Origin of the sequence: Pseudonocardia cypriaca (assembly GCF_006717045.1) — a bacterium.
GTDB lineage: Bacteria > Actinomycetota > Actinomycetes > Mycobacteriales > Pseudonocardiaceae > Pseudonocardia > Pseudonocardia cypriaca.
The window spans coordinates 652,567-664,420 of record NZ_VFPH01000003.1 but is presented as its reverse complement, the minus strand read 5'-3'; the positions used below and the strand labels follow the sequence as shown (position 1 = coordinate 664,420).

The 11,854-nt window shown below is 71.5% G+C and carries 15 protein-coding genes; 7 read left to right on the top strand and 8 right to left on the bottom strand.

Annotated features, from left to right (window positions below; all coding sequences use genetic code 11):
• Window positions 1-13: 13 nt before the first annotated feature.
• From FB388_RS34835 to FB388_RS34810, 6 genes are all read right to left on the bottom strand, one after another.
• Window positions 14-379 (bottom strand): nuclear transport factor 2 family protein, encoded by a 366-nt coding sequence (locus FB388_RS34835; RefSeq protein ID WP_170225973.1) that lies wholly within the window; start codon window positions 377-379, stop codon window positions 14-16.
• Entirely contained in the window at window positions 376-1,182 is an 807-nt protein-coding gene (locus tag FB388_RS34830) for an endonuclease/exonuclease/phosphatase family protein (protein ID WP_142106928.1), read from the bottom strand. The genes FB388_RS34835 and FB388_RS34830 overlap by 4 nt, the downstream gene beginning before the upstream one ends.
• 112 nt (window positions 1,183-1,294) lie before the next feature.
• The gene (locus FB388_RS34825; protein WP_142106927.1) at window positions 1,295-2,425 is read right to left on the bottom strand and encodes an epoxide hydrolase family protein; all 1,131 of its coding nucleotides are present in this window, start codon (window positions 2,423-2,425) and stop codon (window positions 1,295-1,297) included.
• Between the two features lie 165 nt (window positions 2,426-2,590).
• Window positions 2,591-3,427 carry an alpha/beta fold hydrolase gene (locus FB388_RS34820; protein ID WP_142106926.1) on the bottom strand — a complete coding sequence of 279 codons (837 nt, stop codon included), beginning with the start codon at window positions 3,425-3,427 and terminating at the stop codon, window positions 2,591-2,593.
• A 217-nt stretch (window positions 3,428-3,644) separates the two neighbouring features.
• The gene (locus FB388_RS34815; protein ID WP_142106925.1) at window positions 3,645-3,977 is read right to left on the bottom strand and encodes a GYD domain-containing protein; all 333 of its coding nucleotides are present in this window, start codon (window positions 3,975-3,977) and stop codon (window positions 3,645-3,647) included.
• A 72-nt stretch (window positions 3,978-4,049) separates the two neighbouring features.
• Window positions 4,050-4,835 (bottom strand): SDR family NAD(P)-dependent oxidoreductase, encoded by a 786-nt coding sequence (locus FB388_RS34810; RefSeq protein ID WP_142106924.1) that lies wholly within the window; start codon window positions 4,833-4,835, stop codon window positions 4,050-4,052.
• 151 nt (window positions 4,836-4,986) lie between these two features.
• Here FB388_RS34810 and ectA point away from each other — a divergent pair, with 151 nt between their 5' ends.
• From ectA to thpD, 4 genes are read left to right on the top strand one after another with little or no spacing between them, the layout of a single operon-like run.
• Window positions 4,987-5,592 carry a diaminobutyrate acetyltransferase gene (gene ectA / locus FB388_RS34805; protein WP_246122692.1) on the top strand — a complete coding sequence of 202 codons (606 nt, stop codon included), beginning with the start codon at window positions 4,987-4,989 and terminating at the stop codon, window positions 5,590-5,592.
• Window positions 5,593-5,629: 37 nt separating this feature from the next.
• The gene (gene ectB, locus FB388_RS34800) at window positions 5,630-6,898 is read left to right on the top strand and encodes a diaminobutyrate--2-oxoglutarate transaminase (RefSeq protein ID WP_246122691.1); all 1,269 of its coding nucleotides are present in this window, start codon (window positions 5,630-5,632) and stop codon (window positions 6,896-6,898) included.
• A complete protein-coding gene (locus tag FB388_RS34795; protein WP_142106922.1) occupies window positions 6,895-7,308 on the top strand; it encodes an ectoine synthase in 414 nt (137 codons plus the stop codon). Before ectB ends, FB388_RS34795 begins: the two co-directional genes overlap by 4 nt.
• Window positions 7,308-8,213: an ectoine hydroxylase gene (gene thpD, locus FB388_RS34790; protein WP_142106921.1), complete on the top strand. Its 906-nt coding sequence runs from the start codon at window positions 7,308-7,310 to the stop codon at window positions 8,211-8,213. The genes FB388_RS34795 and thpD overlap by 1 nt, the downstream gene beginning before the upstream one ends.
• On the opposite strand, the gene FB388_RS34785 is transcribed toward thpD, so the two are convergent.
• Window positions 8,203-9,000: an SGNH/GDSL hydrolase family protein gene (locus FB388_RS34785; protein WP_142106920.1), complete on the bottom strand. Its 798-nt coding sequence runs from the start codon at window positions 8,998-9,000 to the stop codon at window positions 8,203-8,205. The genes thpD and FB388_RS34785 overlap by 11 nt on opposite strands.
• Before the next feature lie 130 nt (window positions 9,001-9,130).
• Here FB388_RS34785 and FB388_RS34780 point away from each other — a divergent pair, with 130 nt between their 5' ends.
• The 3 genes from FB388_RS34780 to FB388_RS34770 all read left to right on the top strand — a co-directional run bounded on the left by FB388_RS34780 (window position 9,131) and on the right by FB388_RS34770 (window position 11,036).
• Window positions 9,131-9,811 (top strand): DUF3159 domain-containing protein, encoded by a 681-nt coding sequence (locus tag FB388_RS34780; protein WP_142106919.1) that lies wholly within the window; start codon window positions 9,131-9,133, stop codon window positions 9,809-9,811.
• 74 nt (window positions 9,812-9,885) lie between these two features.
• Window positions 9,886-10,665 (top strand): hypothetical protein, encoded by a 780-nt coding sequence (locus tag FB388_RS34775; protein WP_142106918.1) that lies wholly within the window; start codon window positions 9,886-9,888, stop codon window positions 10,663-10,665.
• 86 nt (window positions 10,666-10,751) lie between these two features.
• Window positions 10,752-11,036 carry a hypothetical protein gene (locus tag FB388_RS34770; protein ID WP_142106917.1) on the top strand — a complete coding sequence of 95 codons (285 nt, stop codon included), beginning with the start codon at window positions 10,752-10,754 and terminating at the stop codon, window positions 11,034-11,036.
• A gap of 37 nt (window positions 11,037-11,073) precedes the next feature.
• Here FB388_RS34770 and thiE read toward each other — a convergent pair whose 3' ends face one another.
• On the bottom strand, window positions 11,074-11,754 hold the full coding sequence (thiE, locus tag FB388_RS34765; RefSeq protein ID WP_142106916.1) for a thiamine phosphate synthase: 681 nt from the start codon (window positions 11,752-11,754) through the stop codon (window positions 11,074-11,076).
• Window positions 11,755-11,854: the final 100 nt, after the last annotated feature.

Sequence of the window (11,854 nt, the reverse complement as noted above, 5' to 3'; positions counted from 1 at the left end):
GGAAACGGGGCGGCTACATGCGCGGACCGGCGTGACCGGCCAGGCAGAGCCAGCCCTCGCCGGAGCGGACCCACGTCTGGGTCATCGGCATGCGGAACACCTGCGGGCCGTCGGCGTCGACGCGATCGACCGCGGTGCACCGCAGCACGGCCGTGCCGCCGACGACCACCACGTGGACGTCCTCGAGCGCCTGGCCGTGCCAGCGCACGTCGCCGCCGGTGTTGCGGCGAACGTACGTTCCTCGGTCGAACACGTCTCCCCGGTGGGACGTCCAGGCGAAGAGCGGGTGCAGCCGGGCGCGAAGGGCGTCGGCGTCGCCACGGGCGAGGGCGTCGGCGCGAGCGGCCGCCGCGGCCACCACCTCCTCCTCGGGCGTCACAGCACGCCCTGCGTGCCAGGGGGCCGCTCGGGCACGACGATGTCCGCGACGACGCCGTAGTGGTCGCTCGCCTGAACTCCGTCGACCGGCTCGACCAGCGCCCGCTCGCAGGAGACCACCTGCAGCGTCGGGCCCTGCGGGCGGCCGCGCACCAGGATGTAGTCGATCCGCCTGCCCCGCACCAGGTGGAACCCGCCCACCTGCACCAGCGGGTTCTCCGGGGTGAAGGTGTGGCCGGGATCGTCGCCGTGCACCGTCTCCCACGCGTCGTGGTAGCAGACGCTCATGCCGTCGAGGGACTGCCGGCCCGTCCAGAACCGCATGCCGGCTGAGTCCGGGCGGGCGTCGAAGTCGCCGAGCAGCACCACGTGCCGGTCCGGGTCGGGGGCGACCGCCTCGACGAGCCGCGCCGCGGCGACGGCCTGCACCTCGCGCTCCCGCTCGCAGTCGAGCCGGTGGAGCGGCTTGTGGTGCACCACGAGGAAGGGAACGGGTGCGAGCACCTCGGCTACGACCGTGCCGGACCACGGGAGGTCGCGGGCGCGAGGGGACACGCGGCCGTCGATCTCGTGCACCTCCCCGATCGGCCAGCGGCTGGCGAGGGCAGCCCCTTCGCCGACGTCACCCCGGCGGGAGTACCAGGCCTCGTGCCAACCGGGTCCCAGCAGGTCGGGGACGTCCACCACCTCCTGGAGGGCGACGACGTCGGGGGCGATGGCGCGGATCCCGGCCACGAGAGCCGGCCGCCGCCGCTCCCAGCCGTGGTAGGCGGGCGCGAGGACGTTCAGGGTGAGGATGCGCATCTCAGCCCTTCATGAGCGGCAGGCAGGACAGGAGCGTTGGTGAGGACGACCGGCTGCCCGTTCCGGATGACCTGCTCCGATCATTCCCCGGGTCGTCGAGGACGCGGAGCGGTCAGGCGCGTCCCGGTGCCCGGAAGAACTCACGGACGTCGGCGACGAGCAGCTCCGGCTGCTCCATCGCGAGGAAGTGCCCGCCGCGGTCCAGCTCCGTCCAGCGCACGACGTCGTGGTCACGCTCCGCCCACGCGCGGATCGTCACGTCGCGGGCGGAGACCAGCACTGCCGTCGGGACGGTCCCGCGGGACGGGGGCTCCCAGCTGTCTCCCGCGGCGCTGATCTCCTCGTAGTAGATCTGGGCGGCCGACGCGGCCGTGCCCGAGAACCAGTAGATCGAGACGTCGGTGAGGATGCGGTCGCGCGGAACGCTGTCCTCGGGCAGCCCGTCCTCCGGGTCGGTCAGCTCCTTGAACTTCTCCACGATCCAGGCGAGCTGGCCCACCGGCGAGTCGTTCAGCCCGTACGCGACGGTCTGCGGGCGCTTCGAGTTGCACTGCAGGTAGCCGTCGTTGAAGTTCAGCATCCGCTCCCAGCGGCGCTGCTCGACCTCGCTCAACCCGTCGAACTCGCCTTCCGCCCCGGACGGGAACGTGAGCAGCGAGTTGAGGTGCATGCCGATCACGCGGTCGGGGACCTGCCGCGCGACCGCGGGCCCGACCCAGCCGCCCGCGTCGTAGCCCTGGATCCCGAACCGCTCGTACCCGACCTCGGTCATCAGCTGCGCCAGCACGGCGCCCATCCGCGCAGCGTTCATGCCGGGGCCGGCGAGCGGCGTCGAGAACCCGAAACCGGGCAGCGACGGGACGACCAGGTGGAAGGTCTGCGACAGCGGGTCGATCACGTCGAGGAAGTCGGCGAAGCAGCCCGGCCAGCCGTGCAGCAGGAGCAGCGGCGTGGCATCGGGCGCCGGCGAGCGGACGTGCAGGAAGTGGACGTTCTGCCCGTCGATCGTCGCGACGTGCTGCGGGTACCGGTTGATCGCCGCCTCCTGGGCCCGCCAGTCGAAGCCGGTGCGCCAGTACTCGGCAAGCTCCTTCAGGTAGCCCACTGGCACCCCGCGGCTCCACCCGACACCGGGCAGCTCGTCCGGCCACCGGGTGTTCGCCAGGCGGGCGTGCAGGTCGTCCAGCCGGGCCTGGGGGATTTCGAGGGTGAACGGGCGGATCTGCGTCTCGGTGGATGTCATGGTGGCGACGCTATGGGCGGCAGCGGTCGGTTCCCGTCCTCAATCCGGCACCCGGATCCGCGCTCAGCGCGACTTCACACACCCAACCTGGACTTCGCACAGGGCGGGCCCTGTGTGAAGTCGGGGCTGGGTGTGTGAAGTGACGGGCGCTCTGCTGGTGTGACCTCAGGCCTCGAAGCGCTGGGAGGCGGCGAGCTTGCCCAGGATCGGGCGCAGGGTCTCCGCGAGCGCCCGTGGGTGCGTGGCTTGGGGCACGTGTGCCCCGGGCGTTTCGACGAGCGGGGCGTGGAGACCGTCGGCGAGCCACTTCGAAGCCTCGTAGAACCAGTGGTGGGTCGCCGCGGGGTCGCGGTTGTCGGCGCCGGCCGCGACGACGCACGGCAGCCTCACCTCGGCGAGCTGGTCGGGCGCGGGGCGGTAGGCGTTGGTGCCGTCGATCTCGAGGCCGAAGAGAACCTCCCCGTTGCCGAGCATCCGGTCACGTAGCTCCGGATCGAGGGATTCGAAGGTCTCGTCCCCGGCGACCCACCGCAGGAACAGCTCGGTGGCCATCGGCGGCCCACCTTCAGCCATCCCTTCGCCGACGAGTTGCTGAAGCTTGGCGCCGACCTCCTCGGCCACCGACGTCACCGCGAGGTAGGGAGGCTCGTGGAAGATCGCACCACGCAACAGTGCGGGATGGCGCAATGCGAGGCTCGTCAGGTAGATCGCGCCCTGGCTGTTGCCGTACGCAACGGCCGGTGCGAGGTCGAGCGCCCTGAGCAGGGCGGCGGCGTCGTCGGCCTGCTCATCGACGGGCGCCGCGGTCCAGTTCTCGGGTCGGGGGCTGCGGGAATTCGCACGCCGGTCGTAGCTCAGCACGGTGTACTCGCCGGCCAGAGCGTCGGCAACCTCCGTCCAGTGCCCGGCGTCGCCGGTGGCACCCGAGATGAACAGCACCGGAGGGCCGCTACCGCTCAACTCGTAGTAGAGAGTGGTGCCGTTGACCGCGATCGTTCCCATATCGATCTCCACGTCCGCAGGCGCCCGCACTCCAAGCGCAGCCGAGCCACGAGGGTCGCGCGTCTGCCGATGCGCAGATAGCGCCGAATGGTCAAATCCCGCTCGCCGGCCCGCCCGCGCTCAGCGCACTTCACAAACCCAGCCTGGACTTCGCACAGGGCGGGCCGTGTGTGAAGTCGGGGCTGGGTGTGTGAAGTGACGGTGGAAGGCCGGATCGTCACTCGCCTGGCGGGCGGTACGCCTCCCGGGCGCGGGCCGCCTTCTCCAGCACCGCCGGCAGGTCGTCCGGGGAGATGAGCTGGTGGGTCTCCATGTGGGAGAACGCCCCGCTGCTGGTCACGGCGATGGAGACCGCGGCGGCGCTGTCGGCGTCCGGGACGTCCACGACGACGAAGCCGTCGCGCTCGCCGAACATGAAGTACAGCGACTCCAGGGAACCGCCGAGGGACGACGCGAGATCCCGCACCGCGGTCGCGCGGTCCCCCGGCTTCATCAGCATCTGGTTCCACGTCTCCGGCTTGTAGCTGAAGAACACCGCGAACTTGGCCATGGCGAACCTCCTCGCGCCGATGGGTGGGCCAGTGCACCACCGGCACCGGCGGGTGTCGAGCGGCCGAACGACTCAGGTGTCGTGCGCTTCCGGGTCACGCGCCAGCACCGATCGGCCGCCGTCGACCGGGATCGTCGCGCCCGTGACGTACGCGGCGTCGTCCGAGAGCAGGTGCGCGATCACGGAGGCCACCTCCGCCGCCGTGCCCACGCGGCCGAGCGGGTGGATCCGGCCCATCTCCTCCTCGACGTGCGCGGCGCCGTCGGGACCGAGCCCGTCGAGGTACGCCGCGTAGCGCTCCGTGGCGATCGAGCCGAGCGCCACCGCGTTCACGCGCACGCCGCGCGGCCCGTACTCGACGGCGAGCGCGCGCGTGAGGCCCTCGATGGCCGCCTTCGCCGTGACGTAGGGCGTGCAGCCGGGCACCGCGCGCTTGGCCTGGTGGGACGAGACGTTGACGATCGACCCACCGGTGCCGGCCGCGAGGAACCGGCGCACGGCGGTGGTGGCGCCGACGACGGCTGGGGCGAGGTTGGTGTGGACCAGGTCGAGTACCTCCCGCGCAGGGGCGGAGTGCACCGATGCGTCGCGGAAGACGGCGGCGTTGTTGACCCAGCCGGTGAGCGGCGCGGCGTGCTCGGCGCGGTCGGCCGCCTCCTCGGTGACGGCCTCGTCGGCCGCGCTGCCCGCCACTCCGATCGCGCTGGGGTGGGCGGCGAGCCAGTCGAGCGTGCCCGCGTCGAGCTCTATCGCGACCACGTGGCCGCCGTCGCGCAGAAGGCGTTCGACCACGGCTCTGCCGACGCCGCGCCCGCCTCCCGTGACGACGAAGGACCGGGGCGCACTGGCAGGCGGCACATCGGCGAGCCTAGCCGAGTGTGACCGTCGTTGCGATTTCGTGATCTGCGCCGGAAGTGGTGTGCCGCGACGCGGTCGGAGTCACTCGAAATCGCCCCGTGACCTGGTGGAACGACACCATTCCCATCGACGGTGATCGCCAAACCCTTTTGTGATAGCGCTCACATTTCTGGCGGCAGTCGATCATGGCGAGATCGGCGCAGCGGTTTCTCGCCTGTTAAGTTCTCGGGACATGGCCGCACCCGTGGAATCCCCGGTCCTGGCTCGCCCAAACATCGGGGAAGAGCTGACGATCGGTCACCCGGAGGTATCCGACGGCGTCGCGTGCTGGCGCATCGCCGAGGCCACCGGGGTGCTCGACCTGAACTCGCGATACGCATACCTGTTGTGGTGCCGCGATTTCGCCGCCACGTCGGTGGTGGCGCGCCACGGCGGGGACGTGATCGGGTTCGTGACGGGATTCCGCAGGCCGGAGGTGCCGTCCACGCTCGTCGTGTGGCAGGTCGGCGTGGACGCGGCCGCGCGCGGCCGGGGCGTGGCTGCGGCGATGCTCGACGCGCTGTTCGACCGGGTTCCGGGCGTCGATCACCTCGAGGCCACCGTCACGCCTGACAACACGGGGTCGATCGCCCTCTTCAACCGGTTCGCCGAGCGGCGCGGAGCTCCCGTGCACCGCGGCGAGCTGTTCGGCGCGGAACTGCTCGGCAACGGCCACGCGCCGGAGATCTTGTTCCGGATCGGACCGGTCGGCCGCTGACCTGCTGATGACTACGACCGTTTCACAGGGGGAGTTCGTGGAAACGACCGTTTTCGACGACCTGGAGTCCGAGGTTCGCAGCTACTGCCGGAGCTGGCCGGTGGTATTCGACACCGCGCGCGGGTCTCGGGTCACCGATATCGAGGGTCGCAGTTATCTCGACTTCTTCGCAGGGGCCGGTGCGCTCAACTACGGGCACAATCCGCCTGCGCTGAAAGCGCCCCTCATGGAGTACCTCGCACGGGACGGCATCACCCACGGCCTCGACATGTACACGGTGGCCAAGGGTGAGTTCCTGCGGACGTTCGAGGACATCGTGCTGAAACCGCGCGGCCTCGACTACAAGGTGCAGTTCCCGGGGCCGACGGGCGCCAACACCGTGGAGTCCGCGCTGAAGCTCGCGCGGAAGATCACCGGACGCGAGTCGATGATCAACTTCACGAACGCGTTCCACGGCATGACGCTGGGCGCGCTGTCCGTCACCGGGAACTCGATGAAACGCGGCGGGGCAGGCATCCCGCTCGTGCACGCCACCCCGATGCCGTTCGACAACTACTTCGACGGCACCGTTCCGGACTTCCTCTGGTTCGAGAAGCTGCTCGGCGACTCCGGCAGCGGCCTGAACGAGCCTGCCGGTGTCATCGTCGAGACGGTCCAGGGCGAGGGCGGCCTCAACCCGGCCCGGATCGAGTGGCTGCAGGCGCTGGAGGACCTGTGCCGGCGCCACGACATGATCCTGATCGTCGACGACGTGCAGATGGGCGTCGGGCGCACCGGCCCGTTCTTCTCGTTCGAGGCCGCCGGGATCCGGCCCGACATCGTCTGCCTGTCCAAGTCGATCAGCGGCTACGGGCTGCCCATGGCCCTCACGCTCATCAAGCCCGAGCTCGACCAGTGGGGACCCGGCGAGCACAACGGCACGTTCCGCGGGAACAACCCCGCGTTCGTCACCGCCACCGCCGCGCTGCGCGAGTTCTGGAGCGACGACACCCTCGAACGCTCCACGATCGCCAAGGGCGAGCGGGTGGAAGCGGTGCTCGCCGAGCTCGCGGCGTCCTCGAACACCGTCGAGCTCATGCCCAAGGGACGCGGCCTCGCCCGCGGCCTCGCGTTCTCGCAGCCCGAGCTCGCGGCCAAGGCGTGTGCCGTCGCGTTCGAGCGGGGACTGCTGATGGAGACAGCGGGCCCGTCCGACGAGGTCATGAAGCTGATGCCGCCGCTCACGATCTCCGACGCCGAGCTGGAGGAGGGGCTGGCGCTGGTCGCAGATTCCGTCCGAGCCGTCACCGAGGGGATGTCCGCATGATCGTCCGCACGCTGGAGGAGATCACCGGCACCGAGCGTGACGTCCGGACCGAGCACTGGCGCAGCAAGCGCATCGTGCTGGCCGGTGACCGCGTCGGGTTCTCGCTGCACGAGACCGTGCTCGAGGCCGGCTCCGTGAACGACTTCTGGTACGCCAACCACATCGAGGCCGTCTTCGTCACCGAGGGCGAAGGCGAGCTGTACGACAAGGACAACGACGTGACCTACCGGCTCGGCCCCGGTTCGGTCTACGTCCTGAACGGGCACGAGCGCCACCAGCTGCGCCCGCGCACCGAGATGCGCACCGTGTGCGTGTTCAACCCGCCGGTGACCGGACGCGAGGTGCACGACGAGAACGGCGTGTACCCGCTGGTCGTCCTGCCCGCCGAACAGACCGAGGAGGCCTCCTGATGACCGTGATCGACGCACCGACCACCGACCGCTACCCCACGAGGATCGCCGACCGGCCGTCGTTGATCGAGCGGACGGACCCGACCGTCTGGGGTGGGCACCACACGCCCGGCCCGCTGTCCACCGACGAGCTCGCGGTGCACGACCGGGACGGCTTCATCACCGTGCCCGAGCTGCTGACCCCCGACGAGGTGGCGGTCTACCAGGCCGAGCTGGACCGGCTCGCCACCGACCCGCAGGTGCGCGCCGACGAGCGCACGATCATCGAGAAGACCTCGCAGCAGGTGCGCTCGGTCTTCGAGGTGCACAAGATCAGCGAGGCGGTGGCGGCGCTGGTGGCCGACGAGCGGGTCGCCGGGCGGGCCCGGCAGATCCTCGGCTCCGACGTCTACATCCACCAGAGCCGGATCAACTACAAGCCGGGCTTCGGCGGTGGCGGCTTCTACTGGCACTCCGACTTCGAGACCTGGCACGCCGAGGACGGCATGCCGCTGCCGCGCGCCGTCAGCATCTCGATCGCGCTCACCGAGAACTACCTGCACAACGGCTGCCTGATGATCATGCCGGGGTCGCACCGGACGTTCGTCTCGTGCGTCGGTGAGACACCGGCCGACCACTACAAGGAGTCGCTGCGCGAGCAGGAGATCGGCACCCCCGACCCGGAGAGCCTCACCACGCTCGCCGACCGGCACGGCATCGCGATGCTCACCGGCAAGGCGGGCTCGGCCACCCTGTTCGACTCGAACTGCATGCACGGCTCCGGCAACAACATCACCCCGTACCCGCGGTCGAACATCTTCGTCGTGTTCAACAGCGTGGAGAACGGGCTGCAGGAGCCCTACGCGGCGCCGGCCCCGCGGCCGCCGTACATCGCGGCCCGCGAGATCACCCCGGTCAGGGGATGACGGTGGAGCGGCCGGGGAACGGGGCCTCGAACGGCAGCAGCTCGGGGCGCTTCGGCTGGAAGCCGTCGCCCGTCCGGTGACCGCTCAGCCGCTTGCGGACGAACGGCATCACGAAGTCGCGCATCCACGCGAGGTCCTCGAGCTGGCGGTCGCGCCACGGCGTGGGCGCGAGCGCCGGCAGCGGGGTGCGCCAGTCCTCGGTGACGGGCTCGCCGAGCGTCTCCAGCACACGGAGGGCCACCCGGCGGTGGCCCTCGGCAGTGAGGTGGAGGCGGTCGCGCCCCCAGCTGCGGGGGTCGGCGAGCGGGGCCATGCCCCAGAGGTTCACGACGGTGCTGCCGTGCCGCTCGGCGCTCGCGCGCACCAGCTCGTTGAAGCAGGCGACCCGGCCGCGCAGGCGGCGCAGGATCGGGTGCATCCGCCCGAGGTCGAAGCCCGTGAACACCACCACGTCCGCGCCGGTCGCGGTGACGCGCTCGAGCGCGGCGTCGAAGCGGCGGGCGAGGTCGTCGGTGTCGCAGGAGAAACGGATGATGTCGTTGCCGCCCGCGCAGAACGTGATCAGGTCGGGCCGCAACCGCTCGGCCACCGGGATCTGGTCCGCGACGATCTGGTCGAGGAGCTTGCCGCGCACGGCGAGGTTCGCGTAGCGGAAGCCAGGGCGGGTGACGGCGAGCTGCTCGGCCACGCGGTCGGCCCAGCCGCGGGGAGTACCGTCGGGGCGCCAGTCGTCCAAGCCTTCTGTGAAGCTGTCTCCCAGCGCGAGGAAGCTGCTGATGGGTCGCATCGGCCATCGCCCCCTTTCGTTCACGAGCCCGCCACCTCCGCGACGGGCAAAACATTCTCCAATATCACCCAGCACCAGCGATACGCGCCAGCGGGGTGATCCATTCGTGGAGATAGGGCACCCTTAGCTCATGGGGAGAGGGAGCGACGCCGCCGAGCCGGGCCTCGCGGAGGTTCTCGGCGGGCGCGGTGGCGCCGTCGACGCCACGGTGCCGGTCGTCGCGTTCGTGGCGGCCTTCACGATCGCCGACGCGTCCGGCTGGACGTCCCCGGTCGTCTGGGCGGCCGGGGCGGCCGTGCTCGTCGGCGCCGTGGTCGCGGTGTTCCGGCTGGCACGTGGCGGCCGTCCACGCGCGGTGCTGTTCGGCCTGCTCGGCGTGGCCGTGGCGGCGTTGATCGCCCTGTACACCGGCCGCGCCGTCGACTTCTTCCTGGTCCAGATCGTGAGCAACGCGGCGAGCGCCCTCGTGTGGGCCGTGTCGATCGTGGTGCGCTGGCCGCTGCTCGGGCTGGTCGTCGGCACCGTGCTCGGGCAGCGCACGCGCTGGCGCCACGACCCGGATCTCGTGCGGGGCTACCAGCGCGCCAGCTGGGTGTGGGTCGGGCAGTACCTCGTGCGGCTCGCGGTGTTCATCCCCCTCTACGCCGCCGACGCCGTGGTGGCGCTCGGCATCGCCCGCGCGGTGCTCACCTGGCCGCTCGTGGCGCTGTGCGTCGCGCTCTCGTGGCCGGTGCTTCGATCGGCCCTACCGCCTGGGCACGCTGGGCTACGCAATCCTGCCGCTCGGCGTGAAGACGCTCACGATGCCTGATCGTTTGGAGCGATCCTGGCGGGTACACCGTTGGAACGGCACGGAAGCATCCGGACGATCCACCCCAGGGAGCCATGCCCCAGCCCACCGCGCCTCGATCCAGCCCCACCGCTGAGAGCGCCACCGCCGAGCCGGAGGTGACCGCCCCCGCGAAGGCGGTTGATCTCACCGTCAACAAGGTGCTCGCCGGTGCCGGGGCAGCGGCCACCAGCGCCGTGCTGGGGTCGTTCTTCGGCGCCACGGGCACGGTGACGGGCGCCGCGCTGGGGTCGGTGGCCAGCACGGTGGCCACCACGCTCTACCAGCGGTCCCTCGACCGCACCCGCGACACGATCCTCGCCCGCGTCCGCATCACCCCTGGCCGCCGGACCGACCTGTCCGACACGCCGACGGTGCAGCTGACCGCACCGACGCCGACCGATCCCGGCGACTCCGCCACCACCCAGCTGCAGGTCGAGCCCGTACTGCGCAGGCCGCGCCGGTTCTGGATCTACGCGGCCGCCACCGTGGTGGTCTTCGCGATCGGCCTGCTGGTGGTCACCGGGCTGGAGTGGGCGAAGGGGGCCTCGCTCACCACCGGCCAGCCCGGCACCTCGGTCGGGCGGGTCCTGACGCCACCCGCTGCCGACCAAGAGGACGAGAGCACCAGCGAGCCGACGTCCGAGCAGCCCACGCCGAGCTCGGAGCCGACCACGGAACCCGAGTCGACGAGCGAGTCGACCTCCAGCACGGAACCCACGCCGACGAGCGAGCCGCGCTCCGGCACCGAGTCGACCCGGGAGCGCGGGAGCGGCACCGCCACCCCGCAGCCCACCCCGGAGATCCGGATCCCCGACCTGCAAGAGGGCGACTGAGGCACCCGGACACCCCAGCCAGCCGGTAGTGAAGATGCCCGCGAGCCGTGACGACTCAGGCGCCGCCGAGGGACACCCTTGTACGGGTGAACTCCGCCGCCGTGATCGGAACACCGCCAGGACAACGGGTCTGGCAGCGGTCGGGCACGTGCGCAGGCTCGGCCTGGGTGCTCGTCGGTGACGTGCACGACGACTCGTTCCTGCACAGGCCACCGATCGACCGCGCGACCGCGACGACGAGCCACCGCAGCAAGCGGAGGCCTGCGGCGACCGGCCGCCCACGCCGGACGGGTGACAATCCGGGCTGGCTGTGGATGATCCGCTGGTACCGGGCGCGGTGGGCGGCCCGGCGCGCCCTCCGGTCGCGCTGAGCGCCCCGCGGCGGCCGTCAGGTACCCCTTGCGGGGATCATGCTCCGGTGGCGGCTCGCAGCCTCGTCGCGAACGCCGCTGCCGCTGCGCGCGGGTCTTCTGCCTCCGTGATCGCGCGCACCACCACGATGCGCTCGGCGCCCGCGGCCAGCACCTCGTCGAGGCGGGCGTGGTCGATCCCGCCGATCGCGAACCAGGGCCGGGACGGCGCGCGGCCGGCCACCGTGTGCACGAGGTCGAGCCCGGGGGCGGGACGGCCCGGCTTCGTGGGCGTCGGCCAGCAGGGGCCGACGCAGAAGTAGTCGACGCCGGGCTCTTCGGCCGCGGTCGCGGTCTCGGCGGGGCTGTGCGAGGAGCGCCCGACCACCACCTCGTCACCCACCACCTCCCGGGCCCACCGGACGGGTAGGTCGTCCTGGCCGAGGTGCAGGACGTCGGCGCCTGCCGCGAGGGCGATGTCGGCCCGGTCGTTCACGGCGAGCAGGGCGCCGTGCCGCGCGCACGCCTCGGCGAGGATCTCCAGCGCGGCGAGCTCGTCCCGGGCTTCGAGCGGGCCGTCGGGGCCCTTGTCCCGCAGCTGGATGATGTCGACGCCGCCTGCGAGGGCCGCGTCGGCGAACTCGGCGAGGTCGCCGGTGCGGCGGCGGGCGCCGGTGCAGAGGTAGAGGCGGGCGTCGTCCAGTCGCTTGCGCACGGTGGCGCCGTCGAAGCCAGGCACGTCGTCCGACCATACGCGGCCTCGGGATCAGGGGAGACAGTCCGCCGAGCGAGCGGGCCCGGCGTCGTCGTGCGGGGGAGGCGCGCAGGGAGCGAGGAAC

Bases quoted from the DNA above. Each gene is read 5' to 3' on its own strand.
- FB388_RS34815 (WP_142106925.1), bottom strand. From the start codon at position 3,977: ATGGCCAAGTTCGCGGTGTTCTTCAGCTACAAGCCGGAGACGTGGAAC.
- FB388_RS34785 (WP_142106920.1), bottom strand. From the start codon at position 9,000: ATGCGACCCATCAGCAGCTTCCTCGCGCTGGGAGACAGCTTCACAGAA.
- FB388_RS34780 (WP_142106919.1), top strand. From the start codon at position 9,131: ATGGGGAGAGGGAGCGACGCCGCCGAGCCGGGCCTCGCGGAGGTTCTC.
- FB388_RS34820 (WP_142106926.1), bottom strand. From the start codon at position 3,427: ATGGGAACGATCGCGGTCAACGGCACCACTCTCTACTACGAGTTGAGC.
- FB388_RS34825 (WP_142106927.1), bottom strand. From the start codon at position 2,425: ATGACATCCACCGAGACGCAGATCCGCCCGTTCACCCTCGAAATCCCC.
- FB388_RS34830 (WP_142106928.1), bottom strand. From the start codon at position 1,182: ATGCGCATCCTCACCCTGAACGTCCTCGCGCCCGCCTACCACGGCTGG.
- FB388_RS34795 (WP_142106922.1), top strand. From the start codon at position 6,895: ATGATCGTCCGCACGCTGGAGGAGATCACCGGCACCGAGCGTGACGTC.
- FB388_RS34775 (WP_142106918.1), top strand. From the start codon at position 9,886: ATGCCCCAGCCCACCGCGCCTCGATCCAGCCCCACCGCTGAGAGCGCC.
- thpD (WP_142106921.1), top strand. From the start codon at position 7,308: ATGACCGTGATCGACGCACCGACCACCGACCGCTACCCCACGAGGATC.